Source organism: Serratia myotis (assembly GCF_027474885.1).
GTDB classification, from domain to species: Bacteria; Pseudomonadota; Gammaproteobacteria; order Enterobacterales; family Enterobacteriaceae; genus Serratia; species Serratia proteamaculans.
Map to the genome: position 1 here is coordinate 1 of NZ_CP099709.1, position 25,966 is coordinate 25,966.

Here is a 25,966-nt window from a genome sequence, read left to right on the forward strand (position 1 = left end):
TTCTGGTTTTGTGCAATACCTCATCAAAACCTATTCACACCAGGCAATCGAAAAGCTTATAAACGGAGCTGATGACGATTCCGACGACTAACCTTTCTGCATGACCTGTTCCGCGCTGTTCTGGCCGGGAGAATTTAATGTTATCCACTTCTGCTTTTATTGCGCTTGCTATGCAATGCGCAGCCAGCGTTCATCCTGATACCTCACATGAGATTGCAAGGGTTGAATCTGGTTTTAATCCCTATGCGATTGCCGAGATTATATCGAAAGATAAACGTAAACCCGGTGACAGCGGTGTAGTTTCTTACTTTCCAAAAACAAAGGAGGACGCATTACAGATAATTAATAAAATTGAATTAAGAAATAATCGTTATTCAGTCGGTCTTATGCAAATTACCAGTTCTAATTTTAATAAATACGGTGTTGATGCTGAGAAACTTTTATCTCCTTGTACAAATTTGTCTGTATCGGAAAAGATAATCGTTGACTGTTATCAGCGGGGAGGGAGTCTGCAAAATGCACTTAGTTGTTATTATTCGGGAAACTTTGTAACCGGTAGGAAAACCGAGTCAAGCTTTAACAATACAAGCTATACGCAAAGAATTGGTTATAACCGAAATGACAATAAAGAAACCTGGCTTGTCCCTTCGGTTAAAGATGAAATCAACAAGGAGAGTGCCGAACAAAATCAACATAAAACCCAACCTAAAGAAATTACCGTATATCCACAATACGCCATGCGTGGCGTTGTAACAGATGAAAAGGAAACTAATGATGTTGAAAATGAATAAACGTTATCTGACGCTGGCCGTTTTTATGGGTGCTCTGATGCTATGCGTTGCTGAACCAGCATTTGCCGATGATGTTTCTACCAAAACCACTGGTTTTTTACAGAAAATAATCGACTTTCTGACTGATATCAGAAAACCCGTGATTACTATTATTTGTCTGGGCATTGCTTATATTGCACTGTTCTCTCGCCAGCATATGGGCTGGATTATTCCTTTAGTTATTGGGATGATCATCTTTATTATCGCTCCTTATGTACCTGACTGGTTGGCCTAAATAATACAAGGGGCGTAAAATGAGTACTCTTTTTAAAGGGCTAACACGCCCCGCTTTAATTCGCGGGCTGGGCGTTCCGCTCTACCCCTTCCTTGGAATGTGCCTTATCGCTGTACTGCTTGGGGTCTGGATACACGACGCTATGTACGCCCTTGTGCTACCTGGCTGGTATGCCATCAAGCGAGTTACACAGATAGATGAACGTTTTTTTGACTTGCTTTACCTGCGAGCGTTGATCAAAGGTCATCCGCTGTCAAACAAACGCTTCAGAGCCGTTCATTACGCAGGGAGCCAGTATGATGAAGTCGATATTTCCAGAGTGGACAATTTTATGAAACTGAAAGACCAGGCTTCTCTTGAAGAACTGATACCTTACTCCTCTCACATCACGGATAACCTTATTGTCACTAAAAAGAAAGATTTGCTGGCGACATGGCAAATCGACGGCGCTTATTTTGAATGTGTCGATGATGAGGATTTAACTATTCTGACAGACCAGTTAAATACGCTTATCCGTAGCTTTGAAGGTAAAGCCATCACTTTTTATACGCATCGAATAAGGGTTAAAAAAGAAATTCATACATCTTTTAATAGCAAAATACCTTTTGTTAATAAAGTAATGAATCAATACTACGAGTCACTGACTGAGCCTGAATATTTCGAAAATAGATTGTATTTAACTGTTTGTTATAAAGTTTTTAATGTTGAAGATAAAATTTCCAATTTCATCTCAAAGAAAAAAGGAAATAATAAAGTCTTTGACGAACCCATTAATGAAATGAATGAAATATGTGGTCGGTTAGATACTTACCTTTCACGATTTCATTCCCGGCGTCTTGCTTTGGCTGAAGAAAATGGAAAAGTATTTTCTGACCAGTTATCTCTTTTCCAGTACCTCTTGTCGGGTAAGTGGCAGAAAGTCAGGGTGACTAACAGCCCGTTCTATACCTATCTGGGCGGTAAAGATCTGTTCTTTGGCAATGATGCTGGTCAGATCACGGCTTCTGACCACGGCAGATACTTTCGCTGCATTGAGATAAAGGACTATTTTCAGGAAACTGACGCGGGTATTTTCGATGCCCTTATGTATCTTCCTGTTGAGTATGTCTTTACATCGTCTTTCACAACTATGGACAAACAGGCGTCAATAAAGGCGTTAGACGATCAGATAGATAAGCTGGAAATGACGGATGATGCAGCTAAATCGCTGCTGGCCGATCTCCGTGTTGGCCTCGATATGGTATCCAGTGGGTACAACTCGTTTGGTAAATGTCACCAGACGCTAATTGTATTTGCTGATACCCCGGAACGGCTGGTTAAAGATACCAACATCGTGACCACGACTCTTGAAGATTTGGGATTGATTCTCACCTACTCGACATTAAGTCTTGGTGCTGCTTATTTTGCTCAGTTACCGGGTAACTATACGCTGCGACCACGCCTCAGCATTATCAGCAGCCTGAACTTTGCAGAGATGGAAAGTTTCCATAATTTCTTTAACGGAAAAGAAAGTGGTAACACCTGGGGAAATAAACTGATCACCTTGCGTGGCTCCGGTAATGATGTTTATCACTTCAATTACCATATGACCACCGAGCATCAGAACTTCTTTGGTAAGAACCCGACGCTGGGGCATACGGAAATATTGGGTACTTCTAACGTTGGGAAAACCGTCCTTATAATGACTCAGGCTTATGCAGTACAGCAGTTCGGCGTGCCAGAGTCGTTTCCCACTAACCGAAAGGTCAGGAAACTGACCACTGTCTTTTTTGATAAAGACCGTGCCGGGGAAGTGGGAATACGTGCAATGGGCGGTGAATATTACCGGGTTAAGGGAGGTGTGCCGACTGGCTGGAACCCAGCGGCTCTGAAGCCAACAAAGCGAAATATCGCTTTTATGAAGGATTTGGTAAGACTGATTTGTACCCTCAACAATAATACTCTGGATAACTACCAGAACGGCCTTATCTCAGATGCCGTTGAACGCCTAATGGCAAGGGAAGATCGGTCGTTTCCTGTCAGCAAACTTATCCCGCTTATTCTTGAGCCAGATGATACAGAGACGAAACGACACGGTATCAAAGCACGTCTGAGAGCCTGGGCGCAGGGAGGTGAATATGGCTGGGTAATTGATAACCCAACGGACACTTTTGACGTTGCTAATCTGGATGTTTTCGGCGTTGACGGCACAGAATTCCTGGATGACAAAGTTATTGCCCCGGTTGCTTCGTTTTATCTGATTTATCGCGTCACCATGCTGGCCGATGGCCGACGACTTATCATTTATATGGATGAGTTCTGGCAATGGATTAATAACGATGCATTCAGGGACTTCGTTTATAACAAACTCAAAACCGGACGTAAGCTGGATATGGTGCTGGTTGTTGCCACGCAGTCACCAGATGAGTTGATTAAAACGCCGATAGCTGCGGCTGTTCGTGAACAGTGTGCCACACATATCTATCTGGCAAATCCTAAAGCCAAACGTGGTGAGTATGTTGAAGGGCTTCAGGTCAGGGAACTTTATTTTGACAAAATTAAGGCGATTGACCCGTTGTCTCGTCAGTTCATGGTGGTTAAAAACCCACAGCGGCAGGGCGAACGGGATGACTTTGCGGCCTTTGCAAAATTAGACCTGGGCAGGGCGGCTTATTATCTACCGATTTTAAGTGCTTCTGCTGAACAACTGGAGCTGTTCGATGAGATCTGGAAAGAAGGGATGAAACCCGCTGACTGGATTGATACCTACCTCGAACGTGCTAACCGTGGAATTGATTAAGGTGAAAATGATGAAAAAACAACTTTTGGCCGTAATGCTGTTTAGCTGCTCTGCAAGTGTGTTTGCGATAGGAACTGGGGTGATTGTCCATGATGCGCAATCCTCTATAGACACGGCTGCACAGTGGGTGAAAGAAGCTAAACAATGGCAAAATGAACTTACGGCTTATAAAGACGAGCTGTTAACTAAAACCGGAATTCGTGATGTACAGGGGCTGGTTCAGGATGCGCAGTCAGTCAGTAGCGAACTGACGCAAATCTACGACCAGGGGAATGCTTTTATTGATGACTACATCAAAAACCCGGATGGAGTCCTCTCACAGCAGGCCAAAACGCTGCTCAGCGACTATAAGGTGACGGATACCTGTAAAGGGCTGGGTTATACCGGTGATCTGGTTAAAGGCTGCGAGGCGAGTTTTTTATCGCAGCTTGCAGGGGTTGAGTACGGCAATCAGCTTCAAGATAAGCTGAAAGAAGACAACCAGTCGATGAAAGATCTCATAGACCAGGTCAAGAACGCGAAGGATACGAAGGCCACACAGGATGCGACGAATGCTGTTTCTCTTGAAAATATGAAATTCGAAAAACTCAAGTTTCAGTATGAAATGTATCGCGATAAGCAACGCGATCTAGCACAATACAAGGAGAAGATGTCGGAGGCTGCTTTTCGTGAAAAACAGCTAAATGCAGAGGAACCTTCTTTTAAAGAAAACTTCTCTGTTAATGATTATGAAATGAAATGAGGTAATACATGAAACCAACAATGCTATTTTTAATTGCTGGGTTAGCGCTGATGCTTACTGGTTGTGAAGATGTCAAATCTTCTGATTGGTGGAAAGAACATCATGTTGATGCAGAAAAGAAAGTCGCAGAATGTAAAACTTCTGGCAGTGATAGTGATAACTGTAAAAATGCAAAGGACGGTTTATTTAGATACCAACAATTAAATGCTCCTGAGCCATCATTCAAAGATGCATTTAAAAAAATGGGTGTTGATAAGAAATAAAAGGGGCTTTTATGGCATCTTCTGATTTTTTCCAAACAGCCCGAGACACTATTGTTAAAATACTTGACCAGTCATTGAATGGTCAGTTAAATGGGTTTTCTTCAATAGCGTATACGTTGGGTAAGTATGGCATTTCAATTTACGTATTATGGTATGCCTATACGGTTGTTGTTGGTAAACAAAAGTCACATGTTCAGGATTTCATTTGGAATTTATTCCGGTTCTGGCTAATTCTAATTTTCGTGAGAAACATTGGTGGTTGGTTAGATAGTGCAAATGGCGCTATTGATGGGTTGAAAACAACTTTTGCAGGAGGAGATCCCTGGAAGTGGATAGATCAGTTATGGGCTAAGGTGTTAGAGGTTGCTAAATACCTCATGGACAAGGACACTTCAACATACGTTAAAACTGACGGTGCTATTGCAGCTTTATTTGTTTATGCCGGTGGGATATTTGCACTGTTACTAACCTCAATTGTGTATCTTTCGGCGGAGGTAACGTTAAAGGTACTCACCGTCACAGCGCCTTTATTCATCTTATGTTTGTCATTTGGATTCCTGCGGCAGATGTTTAACAGCTGGCTTCAATTAATCTTTAGTTCTTGCTTAATATTTTTATTCGGTGGTCTAGCGATTAAAGCGGGTATGACATTCATGAATGGTGTTCTCTCTATCTCTATAGCCAACGCTGATTCTTTAAACCTCATCTCCACTGGTGCGCAAGCAGGTGTTGCCGGGGCATTTATGGCATGGATTATCTGGCAGTCTAAAACGTATGCTTCGCAGATCGCGGGCGTTGGCGTTGAAGGGGCGTTGCAAGGCGCTGCTGCTATGGGAATTGGAGCGGCAACGTTTGGTGCATCACGTATGGCTGGCGGTGCGCTGGGGATGGGTAAGAATGCAGGTCTAGGTGCATGGAAAGGAGTCCGCCGTCAGGAAGGTGGACTAGGCCAGTCTACCGGGTTATCAGGTAAGCTGGGTAATCTGACCGGACAAGGGATAAACATCGGTGCTAAAAAATTGCGCAGTGCAGCCATAGAAATGGCTAAGAAAAAATATGGTGGCTAAATGAAAGAAATATACTTTTTTTATCTTATGGTGATAATTCTTGCGCTTGTAATGAGTGTTATCTACGCATTCTATTAACCCTCCCTCTATTACTAAATAGTCACGCTTGAAAAGCGTAGCTATTGGCCTTTAAATCAAAGCTACTCAGGTGAAACATGAAAATAATTATCGCGGCTATCGTGACGATTTGTCTCGTCGGGTGTCAGTCGTCGCACATACAACCTCCGGTTTCAGGAAAAACTGAACCTGTTAATTCAGCAGAGGTAATGCGTAATGGCGTTTAAAATTCCAGAATTAAAACTTCCCGGTTTTAATAAGAAAAAAGAAGTAACTGACTCTTCAAGCACGTTTGAAGAGAAAAACGTAGCCTTGCAAGAGAAAATGAATCGTATTTATAAACTCGGTGGGATTTCTGGTATCGTAATAGGGGTGTTTTCTCTTATTGCTCTTAACAGTGCGCTTCCTTTAAAAACAACGGTTGTGGATGTTGCTCTGATTGACAAAGTAACCGGCGTTACAGAATGGCTGACCACTGTTAAAAAAGAAAACCTTTCTGAGAATCAGGCTATCGCTCAATATTTTATTGGTCAATATGTTAAGCGTAGGGAAGGTTATAATTACTTCAGCCTGCAACATGATTATGATTTTGTTATGGCATACAGCGCTGAAAATGTTGCCGCAGATTATAATGCTTTAATCAATAGTGACCAGTCTCCTAAAGTTATTTACAACAAGGCTGAGAAAACCGCCAGCGTCCAGGATAATCCCTCAATTATTATAAGCCCGTCATCCCGTAAGGATGATAAAGATATCGGTGCTTATGTGCGTTTTAGAAAAACCGTCCGGGACGTTGCTACAGGTATGAGCAAGGATGAATACTGGAATATTCGTCTGACTTACAGGATTGAACCGGGAGTGGATATGAAGTCAGGTGACAGAAACAGAAATCCACTTAAGTTTGTTGTTACCAGCTACGTTCGCGACAAAGAAGTAAGAGGGTAAATCAGATGAAAATGAAAAAAGGAGCGTTAATTATTGCGTTCCTGATGGCCGCTCACGTCTGTAATGCCGCGGTGGTGCCATCGGGAAGCGGTTTCGACCCGAGAAATCAAAACGTCAGTTATAACCCACAAAATACGACCGTCATTAACAGCGCGGTGGGGTATACCACTACTCTGGTATTTGATGATGATGAAACGGTAATCAGTGCCAGAACGGGTTTTCCGCAGGGATGGTCTGTAAATAAAGAAGATAACCTTGTTTATGTGGAAGTGAAGCCTGTTAAACAGACCGTGCAAAACAACAAAACGGACGAGAACGGTAAACAATCGTCTGAAGTTGTTAACGTGGCACTCGACCCTGAGAACGATCTGGAACGCTGGCGAACAAACCTGTTTGTTCGCACAACAAAACGCAATTACAGCATGGAGCTGAACGCGAAGACGTTCAGCCAGCCTAATAAAATTGCTTTTGTGGTGAATTACCAGTACCCGCAGGAACAGCGTAAAGCCCAGGCGGAAATTGAGAAAAAGAGGATTGAAGCGTTAAACAAGCGTCAGGAGGAACAGGCCATTAACCGGGCGCTTGAAAATAGCAAATCGCCACGTAACTGGAAGTATACGCAACGGGTTGCAGAAGGTAGCCGGAGTATCAGCCCGGATTATGCCTATGACGATGGTCGTTATACGTGGTTAGGATTCAGCCCTATGAAAAAAATTCCCAGTGTTTTTGTTATGAGTGGGCAGAAGGAAACCATAACCAACCCAGTGATTAAGCACAGCAACAGTTACACCGTAGTAGGTGTCCCAGTTGACCAGAAGTTTGTACTTCGCCTTGGGGATCAGGTTGTTGGTCTGGAAAATGAAGGGTTTGGCAAAGTCCGTTTACCTGCCGGAGATACCGTCTCTCCGAAAGTAGATAAGGAGGTGATCCAGTGAGCGAACAGGAAAACAAAACGCCTACAGCGGTAGAAATTGAGCGTCAGTTACGCGAACTACGCCAGAAAGAGCTGGAGCAGGGAGATCAATCTGATAAAGCAGATAATACCGCTGAGCCAGCTAATAAGCTGGGGATCGAGAAGCTAAAAAAATCACGTAAAGGGATGATCATAATAATCGCCGCTTTTGTCCTGCTGGCCGCTGGATTATCTGTGTATTACGTTCCGTCAATTATTCGTAGTATGTCCAGTACGGATGAAAAGCCCGCTGGTGACACTGTGGCTACGGGATCGGTTAAACGTCAGACGGGACTCAGTGATGACACTGACCCCTTTAATGCCGGGCAAAAAACACCGGAGGCGAACGGAGAGAGTAAATCCAGTAGCAGCAACGGTAAAGCAGAAGCCCCGCCGGAAAGCGTACAGCACGGCTACAGCCGCGCACTTGATGTGTCCTATGGAGGAAGCAGCGCTGCATCAGAAAACAGCAGCAGTGCCTCAACGAAGACGGCCAGCGAGACAAACGACGGTGAGGGGAGTAATACAAAACCTGAAGTGCAGCCGGTGAATGCAGGCGCGTCTGTCTCGCTATCAAAGATTACGCGGGTTCCTTATGACCCTAATCTGTTTATCCCTGAAAACACGGCAATCCCCTGTTCACTGGATCGGCGCTTTGTATCTGACCTGGCCGGAAAGCTGGTATGTACCGTTAATACTGATATCTACAGCGCAAACGGCAATGTGAAGCTTATCGAAAAAGGCACGGCTGCTTACCTGATGTACAAATCCGGTTCGTTCCGGCACGGGCAGGGTGCCGTATTTATCATGGCAACCAAGCTACGGACACGAACCACACCGTTCATTGATATACCGCTGATTGATACGCAGGCATCGGGAGCGCTGGGGGAAGCCGGGGCGTCAGGATGGATTGATACTCATTTTAGCGACCGTTTTTTGGGGGCGATGATGGTTGGCATGATCCCCGATTTTGCTCAGGCGTTAAGCGGGGCAGCAAAAAACAATAAAGATAACCAGACGGATTATACGGCAAACAGTAGACAGGCTTTTGCTGATATTGCTCGTGAGTCATTTTCAAACAGCGTGAATATCCCTCCAACGCTATATAAAAATCAAGGTGAAATTATTACTTTGATTGTCGGTCAGGATTTGGATTTCTCAGGCATCTATAAACTGAAAATGAAATAAGAGGTCATGTAATGCAGGGTGAGATTAATACTGAAAACCGCCATATTGTTTATGACATCGTGAATGATTATTTTCATCAGTGGTTAAATAATGTGGAAGGTTTAACCGAAATAGCCGTAAACCGTCCCGGTGAATTGTTTGTTAAAGTCAGAGGGAAATGGCAGCAAAACGAAACCAATATGAGTTTTCGCGACTGTATGTCATTTGCAGGGGCAATATCTGATTATCATAATGGTGGTTCTGTTACGCCAGAATATCCGTTGCGCTCTGCCACGCTCCCCCTTGGGGAGCGCGTACAGATTGTAATTCCTCCGGCCACTGAAAGAGAAACGGTATCAATCACAATTCGTAAGCCATCCAGCGTGTTCATTGACCATCCAACTTTTGTAAAACAGGGTTTTTACTCAAGGCTAAATCAGGGAGTTGATTTCAGAAATAAAGAAGACGAATTATCTTTAATGTTTAAAGAGAATCGTTTTGAACGATTTATTCCTGAATGTCTGAGACAGGGTAAAACGATGGTGTTCTGTGCCGGGACAGGAGCCGGGAAAACCACGTTTGCAAATGCCTGTCTTGAGTATATACCGCATTATCTCAGAATTATTACTATCGAAGATACGGATGAGGCGAAACTGCGGTTTCATAAAAATCATGTGAAACTATATTACCCGTCAGAAGGGGAAAGTACCGTTGTGAGTTCAGCCTCTCTTCTGCGTTCTGGTTTTCGCATGAATGGTGACAGAATACTGATGACAGAGGTTCGCGGTGCTGAAGCCTGGGATTTTCTTAAAGGTTCAAGTTCCGGCCACGCAGGAAACTTAACCACTGTACATGAAGGTACGCCTGAAGATGCTGTGTTTGGACTTGTACAGCGGTGCTATATGAACCCGGAATGCCAGAACTTGCCTTATAACATTATATTGCGGCGGGTATTGAGCAACGTCGATGTGATCATGAGTATTAAATACATTGATGAAGAGGATTCACGCTTTGCATCGGGTATTTACTATCGTGATATTCACTTTCAGGAATACTTTAAAAAACTGAAGGAGTGATTATGTCTGTCAAACTTCCCGATAAAGGCCAGTGGGTTTTTATCGGTTTAGTTATGTGCCTGGTAACGTACTATGCTGGTTCAGTTGCTGTGTACTTTTTTAATCATAAAACCCCCTTGTTTATATGGAAGAATTTTGATTCCATGCTGCTCTGGCGGCTCATGACAGAAAGCAACATAAGAACTAGCATCAGGTTTACAGCTATACCCTCTATTCTTTCCGGTATGGCTGCATCACTTATCGTGCCTGTTTTTATTATCTGGCAGATAAATAAAACAGATTTCTCCCTTTACGGTGATGCAAAGTTTGCGAGTGATGATGATTTGAGTAAATCAAAGTTGCTCAAGTGGGAGAAGGAAAATGACAGTGATATTCTGGTCGGTGTTTATAAAGGGAAATATCTCTGGTATACCGCACCTGATTTCGTTTCGCTGGGTGCAGGTACACGCGCAGGTAAAGGTGCTGCTATTGGTATTCCTAACCTTCTGGTGAGAAAACATTCTCTTATTGCTTTAGATCCAAAACAAGAACTGTGGAAAATCACCAGTAAAGTTCGTGAGGTGCTTCTCCAGAATAAGGTTTTTCTGTTAGACCCTTTTAACAGTAAAACGCATAAGTTTAACCCACTATTCTATATTGATTTAAAAGCTGAGAGTGGTGCAAAAGACTTACTGAAGCTGATAGAAATTTTGTTCCCGTCTTATGGTATGACGGGTGCTGAAGCTCACTTTAATAACCTTGCCGGGCAATACTGGATTGGTCTTGCAAAGCTGCTTCACTTCTTTATCAACTATGCCCCCGACTGGCTTAATGAATTCAATCTTAAACCCATTTTTTCCATAGGCTCTGTCGTTGATCTCTACAGCAATATTGACCGGGAAAATGTGCTGAGTAATCGTGAAGATTTTGAGGGGGTGGCGGGGTTAGACGAAACGGCATTATTCCATCTGCGGGATGCGCTGACTAAAATTCGCGAGTATCACGAAACGGAAGATGAGCAACGTTCAAGTATCGACGGTTCATTCCGTAAAAAAATGAGCCTGTTTTATCTTCCTACTGTTAGAAAATGTACTGATGGAAATGATTTCGATCTGCGTCAGTTACGGCGTGAAGATATTTCAATCTATGTGGGTGTTAATGCTGAGGATATGTCTCTGGCGTATGATTTTCTCAACCTGTTCTTTAACTTTGTTGTTGAAGTCACGTTGAGGGAAAACCCGGACTTTGACCCAACGCTTAAGCATGACTGCCTGATGTTTCTGGATGAGTTCCCTTCTATTGGTTACATGCCAATCATCAAGAAAGGTTCAGGGTATATTGCCGGGTTTAAACTCAAGCTACTGACGATTTATCAGAATATCAGTCAGCTAAATGAAATATACGGAATTGAAGGAGCTAAGACACTAATGAGTGCGCATCCCTGCCGGATTATCTATGCCGTCAGTGAAGAAGATGATGCCAAAAAGATTTCCGAAAAACTGGGTTACACTACGGCTAAATCTACCGGCACCAGTAAAACCAGAGGCCGTTCTACATCGCAAAGTAATTCCGAAAGTGATGCACAGCGTGCTCTGGTGCTTCCACAGGAGCTGGGAACGCTGGACTTTTCAGAGGAATTTATCATCCTCAAGGGTGAGAACCCTGTTAAAGCGCAAAAAGCCCTTTACTACCTTGACCCGTATTTTATGGACAGGCTGATGCTGGTTAGTCCAAAACTGGCTGCATTAACATCCAGTATTAACAAGTCAAAAAATATATTCGGTGTTAAAGGACTCAAATACCCTTCAAAAGAAAAAATGCTTTCCGTTGGTGAGCTTGAATCCGAGGTTCTATTATGAAAAAAGTAGTGTTAACTGCCCTTTTATTTCTTTCTGCCTGTTCGTCACCTCCTGAACCTCCACAAGTTGACTGGAAACAAGACCCGGCAACGATGAACTCACAGTTAATGGACTGGCAACCGACTTTTACAGTAATTAAATCAGACCAGGTTAATTCGTCGTGGGTGAAGCTTATTAGGAATTTTTCTCCTGAAAATAGGCTGTATAGTGATGATGTTTTTTTTGCTGTCGCGCATTCTGATTTTATTATTGTTGAAAGTAGTCGTGGTGATGATTTTTTCACAGCAAAGAACTGGCTGCGGTCTAACGGTTCATATGGGTTAATACAGTACAGATACAAGGCTGATAATTTCGGTATTAAATCCATAAATATCTATCTTCAGAAAAAAGGATGAGAGTATGAATATCAGAAAGATGATCATGGTTCCGGTCATTCTAGCCGTATTAAGTTCTCCGGCTTTAGCAAAAAAACATAACCACACTGACGGACTAAACCAGACTGGTGATCCCTGCGAACTGTTAACCTGTATGGTTGGGAAATTACAGGGTGATACACAGCCAGCCTGCCAGCCAGTTAATCAGCGTTTTTTTAATGTGCGGGTATTTACGCCTTATTACAACCCGGAAGCTACGGCAAGGCTCAGGCAGAGCATAGTGAATACCTGTGAGGGTGCCGTAATCAATAAAGACACGCTGGAAATGATTATTCAACGCTACGGGCGGTCATTTCAGGAATAACCATAACCCCGGAAATTTCAGATTTTAATCTGAGGTTTGCGGGGTTGAACAACCGAAGGGCGTTAGCGATGAAAGAATCTATTTCAAAAATCAAACGTTATAATCTTCAAGTAATAACTGTTACTCAAGATTTGAGCGATTTGAAAAACATTAGTGATGATACAGCGAAAGCTATTGTTGAAAATTGCAATGTACACATCACTCTTGCTCAGGATAAGGACGTAGCGGCACTGATGCTGGAGAAAAAGAAATAATGAAACGTGTTTTTATCTCGCTCTTACTGTTTGCGGCTTTTTTCCATTCCTCATTATTTGCAGCTGAAATTAAAGGAAAGGTTATTCGTGTTCTTGATGGCGACACCATTGAAGTATTGCAGGAAAAGAAAATCGTCAGGGTTCGCCTGTTGAATATTGATGCCCCGGAAAAGAAACAAGCATACGGGAGCTGGTCAACGAACCAGCTTAAAGCCCTGGTTGCAGGGCAGCCCGTTACGGTGACGTACACACAAAAAGACCGTTACGGGCGTGTCCTGGGGCGAGTCGTGACAACGAACGGTATTGAGGCCAATCGCTTTATGGTGCAGTCAGGCGCTGCATGGGTGTATGAGCGATACAACACGGACAACGCACTTCCGGCTTTGCAACGGGAAGCCCAGGAACAAAAACGCGGCCTGTGGGCTGAAAGTCATCCTGTGCCGCCGTGGGAATGGCGGCATAACAAATGAGAGATTTAATTATGAATTATGTTATCGAAAATCCTTTTTTTTGGGCTTTCATCATTTCGCTGGTTGTTATTGTAATTCTGGTTATTCGCTTTGTTGATGTAGTTAAAGCCAACATGCGCAAAGCCGATAAAATTGACTCCATTTATAAAACCATAAAATGTACACAAGGCGGTATTAACAAGCGTATTGATGAAAACAGAGAGCTACTTCAACTAATTAAAAATCAATGTCCACAGTTGCTTTCTAGACATCCTTGGGTGAATGGCTGGATTGATTCTCAGGAACAATATTTGTTAGCTATTGCGGAAGTCACGCATATAAGTATTCGTTAACGTTCCCTGCGTATCCTTATGGCTGGTAAAGGAGTCGTTTATGAAAGAGAGTTCAGTAAAAACAGTTTATGACTTTATGCGTTATTGCCGGATGCCTCTTTGGTTTCAGCGTTCAATCAGAGATATGAAAGTCGGTGATACATTTATTCTTGGTAAATACACGCAACCTGTTTCTCATAACAGTGATTCGTTTTGTGTACCTCCACGCTATTCAGCTTGTCTGGATGGTAGCGAGGCTTGCTTCGTTGCGGAGGCGTGGATAGAAAAAGAGCGCGGGGTATACTCTTTTTACGCTACATGGACATTCCCGACAAAACCAGAACGTGCGCATGTTATGGCCTTTGGGGAATTCAGAATCCACAAAGGCGGCATTATAGAGTTCGATAATAAAAACGTTAAACCTGATGATAAGAACCTTACGGTAAGAAGTTTCGCGCTTGTATCTCGTTATCTCGCTCATATGCTCAACTGCATGTCTGATGAAGATAAAAAAGTCTATTTTAAGAATAACAGTTTTCCTTTATTCAATGGCGTATGGCTGGATAGTGATTGTAATGAAAGGAGACAGCGTGCGGTAGAAGTGGATGGGAAAATTAAACGAGTATGGATTAATTATAAAGATTACATGCCAACGCATCAACTTTCCGCAATTGTTGAGGCTGCATTCGCTATGGGCGCACTACAACTGGAGGATTAAGCATGAAAAACATTAAAGAGAGGGTTAAATGCCTATGAGTGCACAAGATGAATTTAAATCTGAAAACAAAAAACCTTTTTACCATAATATGACAACAATCATTATTGGCACAACGGTTGTAGATTGGAGAACGATGGAGGTTGATACTCCGCCATTTCCTGAACATGACAGTGGTCACCACCTCGCTATTTCAGGTGAGGGGATGGTTTTTTCTGGCGAAAAATATGATGAGGGTCGCCGTTGTCAGTCTGGAGTTATTGAATCACATTATGGTACAGAAGATTGGCAGAATGTCCTTTCAAGCTATAAAAATTGGCTATCAAAGAAAGGAAAACGCTATTCCTACATTTTTGTATTGTTGGGTGGCGTGCTTGTTCATCATGAAATTAATGCGTCAGAATTGATTTAAGGATTATTTATGAGACTTTTTATTGCAGAAAAACCGTCTTTAGCGAAAGCTATTTTTGAGGGGCTGGGGGGTAATCCGAATACAGAAAAGAAAAATGGCTATTTTCAACACGGCACAGATGCTGTTACCTGGTGTTTTGGTCATATGCTTGAACTTTGCGATCCAGAGGACTATGACGAGAAATATTCGAAGTGGCGCTTTGGTGATTTACCAATTAAAACCCCCTGGCCGCCAACTTATAAAATCAGACCGGATGCTGAACCACAAACCCGTATTATCTTTTCTCTGATTGAGCAGGCCGACAGTATTGTTCATGCTGGCGACCCGGACGATGAAGGATGCTTGCTGGTTGATGAGCTTCTTGGTTACGCCAAAAACACTAAACCCGTCGAACGGCTGTTGATTGCAGATCTCAACCTTGCACCAGTAAAAAAATCACTGGCAAATATGCAGCCAAACTCAAAATTCCGGGGTATGACAGATAGCGCCCTGGCACGTTCTCTGTGTGATCAGGGTTTTGGTTACAACCTGACGCGTGGTTGTACCCTTAAAGGCCGTGAGAAGGGCTATGACGGTGTTTTAAACGTTGGCCGTGTACAGAGCGCTGTTCTTGGTCTTGTAAACCTCAGAACGTTGGCTAACCAGAATCACAGTGAAAGTTTTTACTATGATATTTTCGCTAACATAACGGTGAACGGGCATCAGGTTAAGTCTAAATATCAGACAACGGACGGCGATCAGATCGACGATAAAAAGCGGCTTATTTCCGAAGCCCAGGCAAAGCACATCGCTGAGCGGGTGACGAAGAAAGAGGCAATCGTAACCGTCGCCACCACTAAGCCAGAAAACACTAAGCCCCCACTGCCGCTCAACTTGTCCATGCTTCAGCAAATTTGTGCAAAGCGATATGGCTATAAGGCCGCTGAAACACTCAGTATCATGCAAGGGCTGTATGAGACGCATAAACTTCTGACATATCCACGAACGGACAACCGCTATCTTTCTGATGAGCATTTTTACCAGGCTGCTGATATTGCCAGCGCGATCAGCGCGACAATGCCGGAACTGGCATCTGCAACGGCCGATATGAATAAGGAGCAAAAACATAAAGCCTTTGATGGCAGCAAAATCGAAGCTCACCATGCGATTATCCCGACAACAAAAAGCGGAGCCGGTGTTCAGCTCAGTGATAAAGAGCGTAACGTTTATAACCTGGTGGCCGTTCATTTCATTGGCCTGTTCTATCCTGATGCGGTCAGAGACAAGACGAAAATTCACTTTGATATTAAAGGCGATACTTTCACGGCCACACAAAGCGTTCTGGTACAAAAAGGCTGGGAAGCGCTGGGTAAAGACAATGATGAAGAGGACGAAGCCGAAGATGGCGGAACGGGCGGTTTTGATTTATCGACCCTGAAATTTAATGACAGTGGCCTGTGTGAGTCGGCTGATGTGGACAAGAAAAAGACGACTCCACTCCGCTATTTTACGGAGTCAACGTTACTGGCCGCGATGACCAGTGCGGCAAAATTTATCGATGATCCGGCGCTGAGAAAAGCGCTTGAAGCCAAAGACGAGGGGAGCAGCGACCGGGGCAGTATCGGCACAGAAGCTACCCGCGCAGGTATCCTTGAAAAACTGGCGGCCAATACCGGGCTTATCTCGATAGAGAAAGAAAAGGGCTATTCAGAACTGGTCTGGAAAACCACAACGCAGGGACAGGAGTTTTGCGCTGCACTTCCTTCTGAAGTGATTAAACCCGATATCTCGGCAATGTGGGCTGAAAAACAGGCTCAGATTAAAGCCGGGGAATTAACCGTAGAAGCTTTTATCAGCGAAAACGACAATTATATCCGGGAGTTGATCCACAATCTGGATAAGAACGGCATTAATATTTCTTCCAATGCAACACCTTGCCCTGTCTGTAGTAAAGGGTTCCTGATAAAACGTAAAGGTCAGAATGGCTTTTTCTGGGGGTGCTCATATTACCCTGAATGCAAAACATCATTCCCGGATAGCAATGGAAAACCCGTTACGGAAAAACAGGCTTCTGAGGGTGCGAGTTCACGTCTTGGTGTCCCCTGCCCTTCCTGTGATAAAGAGATTTTAATCCGGCCAAAAGGTTTCTTCTGTACAGGTTGTGAGTTTAAAATCTGGTTAGAACTGTCCAGTAAGAAGCTGACACAGAGTCAGGTGGAAATGTTAATCAAAAAAGGTAAAACTGGTGAGATTAAAGGATTTACCAGCAAAGCCGGGAAAAAATTTGACGCTGTTGTTATCTTACATGATAAATCTACCGGTAGACTTGGTTTTGAGTTCAGGAAAAAATAGTAATGGTGAAAACCAGACAAGATTGGCTCTTCCAGTTAAGAAAGTGTCAACACCGGGAAACGTTAGAGAAAGTCATAGAAAAAAATGAACGCAGCCTTACCGCAGGAGAGCTGGTGACATTTTATTCTGCTGCTGATCACCGATTAGCAGAGATAATCATGAATAAACTGTTTGATAAAATCCCTGCATCAGTCTGGCAACACGTTAGATAACCCATCAAGAGAGAAAATATGAGCGATAATGATACGTTTGATGCAGCTCGAAGACTTCTGACGAATATTCGTTCTGCACGTGTTTTTGCACGTGAAACAGATTTTGAGCAGCTTCTTGAAATGCAAGCAAAGCTTAATGCAGTTATTGAAGAATGCCGTGAAGATGCTGAACGTGAAGCTGCCGAACGTGAAGAGCGTGAGAAGAAACGCCAGGAATTGCTTCAGTTGATCGCCGGAGAAGGTTTTTCACCTGAACAGCTGCTTGGGCTGACCGACGATGCACCAAAGGCTCGTAAGAACAAATTGCCTAAAGCGCCCCCAAAATACCAGTATGAAGAAAACGGTGAAGTTAAGTTCTGGTCTGGCCGGGGTCGATCGCCAAAGCCAATCGCTGAAGCATTAGAGGCGGGTCGTAAGCTGGACGATTTTCTCATCAAAAAAGAGATGTCCGGCACCGCTGGAGAGCAACAGTAATGTAATAAGCCTCTGGGTCTGCCCGGAGGTTTTTTTTGATAAAACGGGAGGAAGTTTTGAGTCTGACGTTACCATTAATGTATTTCCAGACAGGTGCAGATCTCAGCAAAATCACGCACCATGAAGTGAATTATCAAGAAGGGTTTGTTCAACAGGCCTGGCTACGTCCTGAAATGCAGCTATTTGTTGTGTGCGTCGCCAGGAAGAAAGGCTCTTTACGCGAAATTAAAGGCGGAATGGCCGTGCTCACCAGTATCTTAGCCAGCAATGGTACTGAACTGGCGAATGCGTTAGATGACGTCATGCGTCAGTCTGACGCGTTACGTTCGCTGGCAGGGAAAGACAAGAATGTTTTCATTCCGGCCAAAATAGGGATTTCTGGCGATGCGCCCCCAACAGAAGAAGAACTGTTAAGCGTTTTTTACCAGCAATGCCTGAAACACGGCTCATGGGGTAACGCCTGATTGTTGTTATCAGAAGCAGGGACTCCCCTGCTTCCCTTTCCTGCCAGCAAAGATACGTTCTGCAGCAGCTGCGACCGCACAATAATGCCAGCATAATCCCCCTCTCGATGCCACCGGCGACCTAAAAATGCCAGCAAAAATGATTGTATTTAGTTTCTGGCTGTTCTATTTTATATGTATCGTACAATACAGATAAGGTGTCATATGAAACACGTTGATATTGCTAAAGCATGGCGTCAACAGAATCAGGAGCACGCTGATTCTGGCGTTGTTCTCATATGGGAAGGTGGGGTGTATGGCTGGAAAAACCTTCTCCGTGATCCCCATCAGGAACGCCCTGGAGCCATTGCCGTTGATACTGGAGGTAATGTATTTATCGCTGAAGGCGGGAGTGATTATGACGGTGCTAAATGCTGGGTTGTTTTTCAGGAGTCCTGAATATGACCAGAGCCACAGAACGCGCCTACAGCGAGCTACAACAGGCTTTTGATTTCTACAATCAGAAGCTATTTAACGGCGAACTCCCCGACTGCCTGATCACGTTCCAACGCGGTAAAAACACGATGGGTTACTTCAGCTTCAGGCGGTTTGTCGCTGCTGACGGCAGCGGCACAATGATTGATGAAATTGCCCTGAACCCGGAATACTTCCCGTCTTATCCGTTGATTGAAGTCATGCAGACATTGGTACATGAGCAGTGTCATATGTGGCAGTTTCACTTTGGTAATCCTTCGCGCAAAACGTATCACAATGCGCAATGGGCGGCCAAAATGGAAAGCATCGGGCTTATGCCCTCCTCTACCGGACATCCTGGCGGTGCAAAAGTCGGCCAGAAGATTAACGACTATCCGATCCCCGGTGGCCGCTTCCAGCTCGTCACGCTTGAACTGTTCCAGGGACAGTTTGCCCTCAGCTGGTTTGACCGTTACCCGGTCAAAGTCGAACAGCCCAAAGACCTTTCTTCCGTTATCGAGCAATGGCGAGAAACGCTGACACAGGCGCAACTAAGTTCCGGCTCTGGCATCGATATTGAAGCAGTACTCTCGATGGCGCTGCTGCCCTCTGTGGAGCCGCAGAACGTGGATACAGACGTGATGGCCGGGGAGGATGCAGCGCCTGTTGCGGCGTTTTTGGACAGGCCGAAAAATAACAAATGCAAGTATCAGTGTTCCGGCTGTGGTGTCGCCGTGTGGGGGAAAGCGGGGTTGAACATTCGTTGCGCCGATTGTGATCGCGACTTCGGTGAAATCTAACTGCCAGCAAAACATAGTACCTGCCCTGGTTGGCCATTCTCATTTTGCCAGCAAATCAGGTGCCCGGACAAACGCCGGCGCGGTAAAAATGACAGCAAAAGAGGTTTTATGGGAAATTACACAATCAGAACTAATGATGATGAGGATAACGCTATCCGGGAGGCGCAAGAGCACATCGGGGCAGCGTCAGTCAGCAAAGCTTTTATGACGGCCATACTGGAGCATCAGCATAATAAAGATGAGATCACCCGGCTGCGGCAGGCGTTAGCCCAGGAGCAGGCCAGAAATATGGAACTGGCCGCATCAGTAAAGAAGTTTCGTACCAGTATGAATTCAATGTTTGCGCTGGCTGATAACAATCCTCTTTAAAAATTGGGCAGTTACTCCACCGAAAATTTCCAGATTTCACGTAGCGCACGCTGGTTTTGATTTAGTTCAGACGCAAAAAAGCCCGACTGGTGAGATCGGGCTTTTTGCTTTCCGGTACTGAGTTGGTGCTCTGTCCGGGGAAGTCACTCTACATCTAACACCCATAATATTATGGCACTTGACACAAGCTGTCCAGTGGCAGTTGACTGCCTGTGTCAAGTGACTGAATTACAGCATGAGTTTCGTCAGCAAATCGGTATAATTGCGGGGTTAGCTCTGTAAGTGGCCTCCCTGCCCCTCCCCGTTCAGGCGGGTATGAATAGTTTCAAAAGTCCTGGCTGAACAAACAGGTGGTGCTGTGTTTGGTGCTCTGGCAGGAGGAAGTCACTCTACATCTAACAATGCGAGAGAACCGTTGTGACAGGCAGTGTATGAGTAAGCAACGGTGATTTCCTCCAGCTTATCTGGAGAACCGGATGGTTAATCTGTTAATCATCGTTCTGAGAGCGGTAGCGGCGCTAGCAAATGCGTTGATTGCTATTCTGGAACTGATCCGCCAGTTCATCGATTGATGACTACGGAAACGTAATTAAGGCCGGGGGCAAACCACCTCCGGCCTTTAATAAAAACAACATTTAGTTACAACATTCAACCACTGCTTCAACCCATCCGGGGTCAGTTTGGATATAGAGAATTATTGTACGGTAAGCCTGTTTTTTGAACAGGCTTACCTGTAGCAATAGGGTGTACTCCCGCGCTATACAGCGTTTTCAGGGGATTTTGTCTTAATCGGATAACCTAAATGCGATACAGCAAGAGCGACAACCTAAAAGCGATAGCCACTGACGATAAATCAATCACTTACGTATCCGAATTGGTTAAATAATGTGCTTAACGTACAAAAATTTCCGATCTCCAAACTGACCCCCATCCAAACTTAAGCATCATCGCTCCTACCCTTTTTCTAGGGGTCCGCTTGGAAAAGGGAAAATAACCTACGCTAAGACTACTTTTTAACCAATCGGCTATTGGATATCACTCGGTTCGCGGGGCTACAGCGTTTCTGTGTCCGAAACCGAACGATTACGTACACCATGCCGTTGATCTGTCCGAAAGTAGGCAAAACCAGAAACGGACAGCCTGACAGTTCCGTACATCCCTTGCGGTCAGGGGTTTCCGATCAATGGAACGAAATCACCCGTTAAGCTTGAAAAGCTTAACGTAGGATAATTTCCGAATTCCAAGCGGACCCCTGGAAGGGCTTCTGGAGCAGCAGACCGGGCTGAATCCGGTAGAAATTATGACGGACACGGCAGGATCCAGCGATATCATTTTTGGCCTGTTCTGGCTACTGGGCTACCAGTTTTCCCCTCGTCTGGCCGATGCAGGTGGGGCGATATTCTGGCGGGCAGATAAAATGGCCCATTATGGTGCCCTGAATGAGCTGGCTCGGGGATGTGTTGAACTTTCAAAAATAGAATCCCAATGGGATGAAATGATGCGAATGGCGGGTTCACTGAAGCTTGGGACCATCCATGCATCAGAGCTTATTCGTTCACTGTTGAGAAGTAGCCGACCATCTGGTCTGGCTCAGGCGATTATGGAAGTGGGCCGGGTCAACAAGACTTTGTATCTTCTCAACTATATCGATGATGAGGATTACCGGCGTCGGATACTCACTCAGCTCAACCGGGGAGAAGGACGCCATGCAGTGGCTCGAGCCATTTGCTACGGACAACGTGGTGAGATTAGAAAACGCTACCGTGAAGGTCAGGAAGATCAACTGGGTGCTCTGGGCCTGGTGACCAATGCGGTTGTGCTGTGGAATACACTTTACATGCAGGAGGCGTTGTCACATCTTCGCAAATCGGGGGAAACTCCTGAGGAGGAGCACCTGGCAAGATTGTCGCCGCTGATACATGGCCATATAAATATGCTGGGGCATTATACGTTTTCGTTACCAGAAGATATTCTGAATGGCGAGTTAAGACCATTAAATTTCAATACAAACAATGAATTAAACCCTTAGCGTGGTTTTTTACATCATTGGACCCCGAACCCCACGTACTGATGCGGCACAGAGTAATGGTGCTGTTCATATTCAACGTGATAATCGATATTCACTTTCGCTTTTTTGATGTACCGGTAGCGCCACGGCTGTACCGGTAACGGTCTGAGCGCAGGTTTGTCCAGCCTGTCAAAGGCTTCCCGCCGGTTGCCGGGTAGTTTTTTAAAGGGACGTTCGTTGAGATCCGTAACCAGCGTACGGATACAGTGGTTCAGTTCTGCCAGAGAGAAGAAGACCTGATGCCGTAGTCGGGCCAGGATCCAGCGCTCAACGATCTGAACGCCAACTTCCACTTTCGGCTTGTCTCTGGGTTTCCGGGGGCGGGCCGGTATCACCGCGACCTGATAGTGCTCCGCCAGTTGCTGGTAGGAAGGATTCAGTTCGGGATCGTAGCGACAGGCTTTGTTAACTCCGCTTTTGAGGTTGTCAGGGACCAGGATTTCTGGGACGCCGCCGAAGAACTCCAGCATCCTGACGTGGCTAAGAAGCCAGTCCGGTAGCGCCTGTGTATACGTGGCCTCCGCGAAGGTATAGTTTGATGCCCCCAACACCGCCACGAAGATCTGAGCCTGCCGGCACTCGCCGGTTTCTGGTGAGATAACCGCCACCGTGGGCCCACAGTAGTCGATAAAGCATTTTTCACCCGCGAGATGCTGTTGCCGCATGGAGCGCTTCTGCGACTGGCACCAGGTCTGGTAGCGGCAGCAGAACTGTGAGTAGCTGTACGCCCGGATCGGCATCCGCTGACAGTACTCTTCCCACAGAAGGTGGCGGGTGACGCCTTTCTTACGCAACTCGATATGGATTTCAGCCCAGTCAGGATCTTCCAGCGCGCCGGGACGACTGTCAGAGTCCGGATACAGCATGCTGGCAAGCCGGGGCTCTGACATCCCCTCTGGTAACGGCCAGGAGATCCCGGAGGCCTCAAGGCGTTTGAGCATTTTCTGGATGGCACCAGTGCTGACATCGGCGCACTGGCTTATCTGACGGAATGACAGGCCGACCTCAAAACGCAGCCTTAAAATTTCATGGATTTTACGCATTGCGATTCTCTTGTTTGGCATATATCACCCCCAGGAATGAAAGGGATAGATATAGCAGCAAAAATCAATGCGTTAAGAATGATTCTGGAAACGTGAACAGCAATTCCGGTCAGGTGAACACCGATTCTGGCAAAATGAACAGTGATTCTGATCATGGTGCAAAATCGTGGTATTTTCCGTCGGAATACGCGTTCACGCGAAACCAGAAACTGCGTTCACGTTCCGCCAGAATGAGTGTTCACGATCGGCCAGAATATGCATTGATTGCTTAAATAATCGACAACACAACTTATACCAACTTCATCTCACTAGTGCGACAGTGCCCCAATAAGTGTAACGTTTTGCATGATGGCCTCTCCTAAAAGAAAAATACCCTATTTGCTTAACACTTACAGGATGGGGGGACCATCTCAGTAGTCCCGCACAGTAGGCAGGGCTGAAGGCAATGTATTTGCGGCGATATCCACTTACCTAGATAACGCCCAGTTAGGCCGCTCAAAGTGGCAGGTATAACCATTTGTGTTACGCTGTAGATAATCCTGATGCTCAGGTTCGGCGGGCCAGAAATGGGGAGCTTTATCGATCTCTGTCATTATTTTCCCGGGCCATTTCCCGGATGCATCAATGTCGGAAATCAATTGTTCCGCCACTGTTCTTTGCTCAGCGGAGGTCACAAAAATCGCAGAGCGATAGCTGGGGCCAATGTCATTGCCTTGACGATACGGAGTTGTCGGATTATGGATCTGAAAGAAATATTCCAACAACTTCCGGTAGCTCAACGTGTCGGGGGAAAATTCCACCTTGACGGCTTCCGCATGGCCGGGATGGTTGCGGTAGTTCGGATAGTCGTTCCGACCACCGATATAGCCCACTTCAGTGTTGATCACGCCATCGAGTTTACGGAGCAGCTCATGAACTCCCCAGAAACAGCCACCGGCCAGAATTGCCACGTCAGTTTGCATGTTTATCTCCTTTCTCAAAAAGGGCGAGATAATCGCCATAACCTTCCGCTGCTAACTCGGTTTTCGGAATAAATCGCAGTGAGGCGGAATTAATGCAGTAACGTAATCCACCGACATCCTGCGGACCGTCCGAGAAGACGTGCCCCAGATGGCTGTCGCCGTGGCGGGAGCGGACTTCGGTGCGCACCATGCCATGACTAAGATCGCTCAGGTTACGGACGTTGTTTTCCACCGGCTTGCTGAACGCCGGCCAGCCGCAACCCGAATCAAATTTGTCCTCTGACGAAAACAGTGGTTCACCGGAGACGATATCCACGTACAGTCCCTGCTCAAAGTTGTCGTCATATTCCCCGGTAAACGGACGTTCGGTGGCGTTTTTCTGTGTGACGTTAAACTGCAGCTCTGTCAGCGCCTGAACGGCCTGCAGGTGTTTTTGATATTGTTTGCTCATCGCGTTCTCCTTGCGAACATTATTCGCCGGGACGGGGCCGGTTCATGAATGTGAACCACACCGGGTTTCTTGGATAGTTTTTAGCCCGGAGACTTAGTCTGCATAATATTTATTCATCTGCCAGGCATAATACGTTTGCTCTGCTTCAACTGGAGATACATAGCCGATACGTTTTAGTAATCGTCGGTTGTTGAACTCGTCTATCCACGTCTGCGTCGCCAACTCCACATGTTGCCTATTTTTCCAGTGTTGACGCTGGGTCACTTCAGCTTTGTATAACCCGTCAATGCTTTCAGCCAACGCGTTGTCATACGAGTCACCTACAATCGTATTCTGTTCCTCCAGGCGGCGAACCTGCTTTTCCAGCTCGCGAATACGTTGCTGCTTTGCAGTAATGGGATTTGCAGAGGGCGTAAAACCCTGACGCTTTCGCCTGAGCTGGCGTACCCAGCTATCAAGCGTGGTAGAACCGACATTCATCGCTTCACCGGCTTGTCGATATGAGTAGCCCTTATCAACAATCAGCCGTGCACATTCCCCCTGAATTCAGGGGGAAAGCACGCTTATTTTTCTTGTTCATTAAGTCACCTGTTTTATTTTGAGGTGAGAATATCACCTTTAATCGGGTGGACAAATTTACTGTGCCACTACACATCATGTAATCTTACTCTGACTGATGGCTTCCATTACATGTGATGAATATACCACTGCAGCACCGGCGTTCAGGGAAACAGCTACGGCCAGAGCCGCCGCGATTTCTTCTCTGGATGCACCTGCTTTCAAGGCAGCATATGAGTGGATACTTATACATCCGTCACACCGGGTCGTAACTGCAACAGCCAGGGAAATCAGCTCCTGTGTCTTTTCATCCAATACCCCGTGGCGGTTTGCCGACGTCGCAATAGTCTGATATCCCTTAAGGGTCTCAGGAATTTCGTCTCCGAGTAAGCCGACATTTTTAAGCAGGTTTTTTCTATATTCATCCCAATTCATATTCATGATTGTTTCCTTATGTTGCTGAGAGGGCTTTCAAGCCCTGATAGTTAAATATCTTTTCAAATCATATTTCAGCAGGACAGCACCGGCACCGATTAACAGGACATCTTTTATGATGAAGCTGTCAATTTTCCCCAGTTGTGGCAATAAGCTCAGCGTGGTGATACCCGTGACGATAACGATCATATCCCCCAATATCCCGGCTGCAGGTCTGAAGAAACCGATAATCAGTGCCAGAAAAGTGATGGTTTCTACTACGCCGAGGAAATAGCTCCCTCCGTGAACACCAAACAGGATGTACAGGATATTCAGCCATGTGGTTGATATCAGGGGTTCGAGGGCCATCACTTCAAAATCAAACCATTTATAGGTCCCGAACAGCATAAATATCGTGATAACCGACAGACGAAGAATAACCATGTCGTAGTCTGAGCGGATAAAACCATTAATAAAATTTTTCATTCCATTCTCCAGGCAAAAAACTATGCCTTA

Annotated in this window: 30 protein-coding genes and 4 pseudogenes; 27 read left to right on the forward strand and 7 right to left on the reverse strand. The window is 45.3% G+C overall.

The genetic code is table 11. The features are described 5' to 3' along the window. The first annotated feature begins 137 nt into the window (after window positions 1-137). From NHG65_RS26455 to NHG65_RS26585, 27 genes and pseudogenes are all read left to right on the forward strand, one after another. Window positions 138-791 carry a lytic transglycosylase domain-containing protein gene (locus tag NHG65_RS26455; protein WP_050152482.1) on the forward strand — a complete coding sequence of 218 codons (654 nt, stop codon included), beginning with the start codon at window positions 138-140 and terminating at the stop codon, window positions 789-791. Continuing rightward, a complete protein-coding gene (locus NHG65_RS26460) occupies window positions 775-1,065 on the forward strand; it encodes a TrbC/VirB2 family protein (protein WP_050074611.1) in 291 nt (96 codons plus the stop codon). Before NHG65_RS26455 ends, NHG65_RS26460 begins: the two co-directional genes overlap by 17 nt. A 19-nt stretch (window positions 1,066-1,084) precedes the next feature. Then, the gene (locus tag NHG65_RS26465) at window positions 1,085-3,844 is read left to right on the forward strand and encodes a VirB4 family type IV secretion/conjugal transfer ATPase (RefSeq protein WP_072077758.1); all 2,760 of its coding nucleotides are present in this window, start codon (window positions 1,085-1,087) and stop codon (window positions 3,842-3,844) included. 10 nt (window positions 3,845-3,854) lie between these two features. Then, window positions 3,855-4,586, forward strand: a complete 732-nt coding sequence (locus NHG65_RS26470; protein WP_050152481.1) for a type IV secretion system protein — start codon at window positions 3,855-3,857, stop codon at window positions 4,584-4,586. Between the two features lie 8 nt (window positions 4,587-4,594). Then, window positions 4,595-4,849 (forward strand): EexN family lipoprotein, encoded by a 255-nt coding sequence (locus tag NHG65_RS26475; protein WP_050074614.1) that lies wholly within the window; start codon window positions 4,595-4,597, stop codon window positions 4,847-4,849. An 11-nt stretch (window positions 4,850-4,860) separates the two neighbouring features. Further along, complete coding sequence (locus NHG65_RS26480) at window positions 4,861-5,916, forward strand: TrbL/VirB6 family protein (RefSeq protein WP_050152480.1); 1,056 nt, start codon at window positions 4,861-4,863, stop codon at window positions 5,914-5,916. A gap of 273 nt (window positions 5,917-6,189) precedes the next feature. After that, on the forward strand, window positions 6,190-6,918 hold the full coding sequence (locus NHG65_RS26485; RefSeq protein ID WP_050152479.1) for a VirB8 family type IV secretion system protein: 729 nt from the start codon (window positions 6,190-6,192) through the stop codon (window positions 6,916-6,918). A gap of 5 nt (window positions 6,919-6,923) precedes the next feature. Beyond that, a complete protein-coding gene (locus tag NHG65_RS26490; RefSeq protein ID WP_050074617.1) occupies window positions 6,924-7,853 on the forward strand; it encodes a TrbG/VirB9 family P-type conjugative transfer protein in 930 nt (309 codons plus the stop codon). Then, on the forward strand, window positions 7,850-9,058 hold the full coding sequence (gene virB10, locus NHG65_RS26495; RefSeq protein WP_050152478.1) for a VirB10/TraB/TrbI family type IV secretion system protein: 1,209 nt from the start codon (window positions 7,850-7,852) through the stop codon (window positions 9,056-9,058). Before NHG65_RS26490 ends, virB10 begins: the two co-directional genes overlap by 4 nt. 23 nt (window positions 9,059-9,081) lie before the next feature. Further along, complete coding sequence (virB11, locus tag NHG65_RS26500; protein ID WP_499183516.1) at window positions 9,082-10,113, forward strand: P-type DNA transfer ATPase VirB11; 1,032 nt, start codon at window positions 9,082-9,084, stop codon at window positions 10,111-10,113. A gap of 2 nt (window positions 10,114-10,115) precedes the next feature. Then, window positions 10,116-11,951, forward strand: coding sequence for a type IV secretory system conjugative DNA transfer family protein (locus NHG65_RS26505; RefSeq protein ID WP_050152477.1), 1,836 nt, complete (start codon window positions 10,116-10,118; stop codon window positions 11,949-11,951). Continuing rightward, entirely contained in the window at window positions 11,948-12,346 is a 399-nt protein-coding gene (locus NHG65_RS26510) for a cag pathogenicity island Cag12 family protein (protein ID WP_050074620.1), read from the forward strand. Before NHG65_RS26505 ends, NHG65_RS26510 begins: the two co-directional genes overlap by 4 nt. Before the next feature lie 4 nt (window positions 12,347-12,350). Further along, the gene (locus NHG65_RS26515) at window positions 12,351-12,689 is read left to right on the forward strand and encodes a hypothetical protein (RefSeq protein WP_253276581.1); all 339 of its coding nucleotides are present in this window, start codon (window positions 12,351-12,353) and stop codon (window positions 12,687-12,689) included. A 68-nt stretch (window positions 12,690-12,757) separates the two neighbouring features. Next, window positions 12,758-12,943, forward strand: coding sequence for a TraM recognition domain-containing protein (locus NHG65_RS26520; RefSeq protein WP_050074621.1), 186 nt, complete (start codon window positions 12,758-12,760; stop codon window positions 12,941-12,943). After that, a complete protein-coding gene (locus tag NHG65_RS26525) occupies window positions 12,943-13,413 on the forward strand; it encodes a thermonuclease family protein (protein WP_050152476.1) in 471 nt (156 codons plus the stop codon). The genes NHG65_RS26520 and NHG65_RS26525 overlap by 1 nt, the downstream gene beginning before the upstream one ends. Beyond that, a complete protein-coding gene (locus NHG65_RS26530; protein WP_080994272.1) occupies window positions 13,410-13,745 on the forward strand; it encodes a hypothetical protein in 336 nt (111 codons plus the stop codon). Before NHG65_RS26525 ends, NHG65_RS26530 begins: the two co-directional genes overlap by 4 nt. A 40-nt stretch (window positions 13,746-13,785) precedes the next feature. Next, window positions 13,786-14,442, forward strand: a complete 657-nt coding sequence (locus tag NHG65_RS26535) for a hypothetical protein (protein ID WP_050152475.1) — start codon at window positions 13,786-13,788, stop codon at window positions 14,440-14,442. Window positions 14,443-14,476: 34 nt separating this feature from the next. After that, window positions 14,477-14,851, forward strand: a complete 375-nt coding sequence (locus NHG65_RS26540; RefSeq protein WP_253276580.1) for a hypothetical protein — start codon at window positions 14,477-14,479, stop codon at window positions 14,849-14,851. A 9-nt stretch (window positions 14,852-14,860) separates the two neighbouring features. Further along, window positions 14,861-17,182, forward strand: coding sequence for a type IA DNA topoisomerase (locus tag NHG65_RS26545; RefSeq protein ID WP_050152474.1), 2,322 nt, complete (start codon window positions 14,861-14,863; stop codon window positions 17,180-17,182). A 2-nt stretch (window positions 17,183-17,184) separates the two neighbouring features. Next, window positions 17,185-17,394 carry a hemolysin expression modulator Hha gene (gene hha, locus NHG65_RS26550; RefSeq protein WP_044715194.1) on the forward strand — a complete coding sequence of 70 codons (210 nt, stop codon included), beginning with the start codon at window positions 17,185-17,187 and terminating at the stop codon, window positions 17,392-17,394. 18 nt (window positions 17,395-17,412) lie between these two features. Beyond that, window positions 17,413-17,868 carry an H-NS family histone-like protein gene (locus NHG65_RS26555; protein WP_050152473.1) on the forward strand — a complete coding sequence of 152 codons (456 nt, stop codon included), beginning with the start codon at window positions 17,413-17,415 and terminating at the stop codon, window positions 17,866-17,868. Between the two features lie 56 nt (window positions 17,869-17,924). Continuing rightward, window positions 17,925-18,332, forward strand: coding sequence for a hypothetical protein (locus tag NHG65_RS26560; RefSeq protein ID WP_253276579.1), 408 nt, complete (start codon window positions 17,925-17,927; stop codon window positions 18,330-18,332). A 204-nt stretch (window positions 18,333-18,536) separates the two neighbouring features. Further along, complete coding sequence (locus NHG65_RS26565) at window positions 18,537-18,770, forward strand: hypothetical protein (RefSeq protein ID WP_050074628.1); 234 nt, start codon at window positions 18,537-18,539, stop codon at window positions 18,768-18,770. Between the two features lie 2 nt (window positions 18,771-18,772). After that, window positions 18,773-19,585 carry a SprT-like domain-containing protein gene (locus tag NHG65_RS26570; protein WP_050152471.1) on the forward strand — a complete coding sequence of 271 codons (813 nt, stop codon included), beginning with the start codon at window positions 18,773-18,775 and terminating at the stop codon, window positions 19,583-19,585. Between the two features lie 108 nt (window positions 19,586-19,693). Then, complete coding sequence (locus NHG65_RS26575; protein ID WP_050152470.1) at window positions 19,694-19,954, forward strand: hypothetical protein; 261 nt, start codon at window positions 19,694-19,696, stop codon at window positions 19,952-19,954. A 476-nt stretch (window positions 19,955-20,430) separates the two neighbouring features. After that, complete coding sequence (gene dqlB, locus NHG65_RS26580) at window positions 20,431-20,526, forward strand: DinQ-like type I toxin DqlB (RefSeq protein WP_021542841.1); 96 nt, start codon at window positions 20,431-20,433, stop codon at window positions 20,524-20,526. Between the two features lie 680 nt (window positions 20,527-21,206). Further along, window positions 21,207-21,983 (forward strand): annotated as a pseudogene (locus tag NHG65_RS26585) (Tn3 family transposase); the annotation flags it as partial. A gap of 29 nt (window positions 21,984-22,012) precedes the next feature. On the opposite strand, the pseudogene istA reads toward NHG65_RS26585, so the two are convergent. The 7 genes and pseudogenes from istA to NHG65_RS26620 form a co-directional block, all read right to left on the reverse strand. Next, window positions 22,013-23,086, reverse strand: a pseudogene (istA, locus tag NHG65_RS26590) (IS21 family transposase); the annotation flags it as partial. A 446-nt stretch (window positions 23,087-23,532) separates the two neighbouring features. Beyond that, window positions 23,533-24,027, reverse strand: coding sequence for a peptide-methionine (S)-S-oxide reductase MsrA (gene msrA / locus NHG65_RS26595; RefSeq protein ID WP_373638905.1), 495 nt, complete (start codon window positions 24,025-24,027; stop codon window positions 23,533-23,535). Further along, the gene (gene msrB, locus NHG65_RS26600) at window positions 24,017-24,478 is read right to left on the reverse strand and encodes a peptide-methionine (R)-S-oxide reductase MsrB (RefSeq protein WP_059339617.1); all 462 of its coding nucleotides are present in this window, start codon (window positions 24,476-24,478) and stop codon (window positions 24,017-24,019) included. Before msrB ends, msrA begins: the two co-directional genes overlap by 11 nt. 93 nt (window positions 24,479-24,571) lie before the next feature. Then, window positions 24,572-24,802, reverse strand: a pseudogene (locus tag NHG65_RS26605) (integrase core domain-containing protein); the annotation flags it as partial. After that, a pseudogene (locus tag NHG65_RS26610) lies at window positions 24,788-25,094 on the reverse strand (transposase); the annotation flags it as partial. The pseudogenes NHG65_RS26610 and NHG65_RS26605, both read right to left, overlap by 15 nt. A gap of 38 nt (window positions 25,095-25,132) precedes the next feature. Further along, on the reverse strand, window positions 25,133-25,471 hold the full coding sequence (locus NHG65_RS26615; RefSeq protein WP_059339619.1) for a carboxymuconolactone decarboxylase family protein: 339 nt from the start codon (window positions 25,469-25,471) through the stop codon (window positions 25,133-25,135). A gap of 36 nt (window positions 25,472-25,507) precedes the next feature. After that, the gene (locus NHG65_RS26620) at window positions 25,508-25,936 is read right to left on the reverse strand and encodes a DUF417 family protein (RefSeq protein WP_059339616.1); all 429 of its coding nucleotides are present in this window, start codon (window positions 25,934-25,936) and stop codon (window positions 25,508-25,510) included. Window positions 25,937-25,966 lie beyond the last annotated feature (30 nt).